Source organism: Arthrobacter sp. Y3225116 (assembly GCF_059091245.1).
Genome location: NZ_JBNHGL010000416.1, coordinates 1 through 1,443 on the forward strand (window position 1 = coordinate 1; position 1,443 = coordinate 1,443).

A 1,443-nucleotide genomic window follows, 5' to 3' on the forward strand; every position below is an offset into this window, starting at 1 on the left:
TTCCGGGACCGGACGGGCGCGCGGGGCCGCCGAATGCCGGCAGCGGCAGCGGACGCCCGTCGGCCCCGGTGGACGGGATCATCACCTTGATCCGCAGATCCAGCGTCGGCCCGTCCACGCCGAAACGGCGGAGCGACTCCCCGCAAAAGGTGACCCGCCGGTAGCTCGGCGAGAGGTCCTCCACCCGGGCGACGGCTGCGCCGAAGGCCAGCACCGGCACCACGGCGGATGTTTCAGTTGCTACGGCGGTCATCGTGCTCCGTTCTCCCTGTCCGTTCCTTCGGCTGCGCGCCGGGTTTTCCTTCCGGCGCCACCGGGACCCTGTCCGGGCGGTTGTCGGCGCCTGCCGGCCGCGCTCACGCCGCGGGCTCTTCGTGCTTGAGGTCCGTCGTGGACAGGGCCGGCGGGGCGCCGTCTTCGGCCGGGACGGGCGCCTCGCAGTGGTGGCGGCCGACCGGAACCACCATCGGCGTTCCGGAGACCGGGTCCGGGATCACCCGCGATTCCAGGCCGAACACCGTCTGCACCAGCTCCTCGGTGACCACCTGGGCTGGCACGCCCTCGGCCACCACCCGGCCGCCCTTCATCGCCACGAGCTGGTCGGCGTAGCGGGCGGCCAGGTTCAGGTCGTGCAGCACGATGGCCACGGAGGTGCCGCGGCGCCGGTTCAGGTCGGTGATCAGGTCCAGCACCTCCACCTGGTGGGCCACGTCCAGGAAGGTGGTCGGCTCATCCAGCAGCAGCACGTCGGTCTCCTGGGCCAGCGCCATCGCGATCCAGACCCGCTGGCGCTGGCCACCGGAGAGTTCGTCCACGTTCCGGTCGCCCAGCTCCAGGGTGTCGGTGGCCGCCAAGGCCGCGTTGACGGCGTCGTCGTCCTCCCGGGTCCACTGCCGGAACCAGCCCTGGTGCGGATACCGGCCGCGGCCCACCAGCTCCGCGACGGTGATGCCGTCGGGTGCCGCCGGGCTTTGCGGCAGCAGGCCCAGCACCTTCGCCACCTCGCGGGTGGACTGCCGGTGGATGTCCTTGCCGTCCAGCAGCACGGACCCGGCACCCGGCTTGAGCAGCCGCGCCAGCCCGCGCAGCAGCGTCGACTTGCCGCAGGCGTTCGCCCCGACGATGATCGTCACCTTGCCCTCCGGCAGCCTGACGGTGAGGTCCTGCACGACGGTGCGCTGGTCGTATGCCAGCGTCAGGTTCCGGGATTCGAGCGTGCGCACTTAGCCTCCTTGGCCTCGGCGGTTGGTGGTGACCAGCAGCCAGAGCAGGAACGGCGCACCCAGCGCACCCGTCACCACCCCGACCGGCAGCGAGGCGCCGTCGGTCAGATACATCGGAATGAGGTTGGCCGCGGCGAAGTCGGCGGCCAGCACGATCAGGGCACCCACCAGCGCGGCCGCCGGCAGCGATGCCGCACCCCCCAGCAACCGGCGGGCGATC

Annotated in this window: 3 protein-coding genes; all 3 read right to left on the reverse strand. The window is 72.1% G+C overall.

The genetic code is table 11. From position 1 onward, the window contains the following. Nucleotides 1-253 (reverse strand): siderophore-interacting protein (locus AC5RV2_RS17920; RefSeq protein ID WP_494093450.1); only part of this gene is annotated, 253 nt, incomplete at its 3' end. 103 nt (nucleotides 254-356) lie between these two features. After that, nucleotides 357-1,223: an ABC transporter ATP-binding protein gene (locus tag AC5RV2_RS17925; protein WP_494093451.1), complete on the reverse strand. Its 867-nt coding sequence runs from the start codon at nucleotides 1,221-1,223 to the stop codon at nucleotides 357-359. Continuing rightward, nucleotides 1,224-1,443 (reverse strand): iron chelate uptake ABC transporter family permease subunit (locus AC5RV2_RS17930; protein WP_494093452.1); only part of this gene is annotated, 220 nt, incomplete at its 5' end.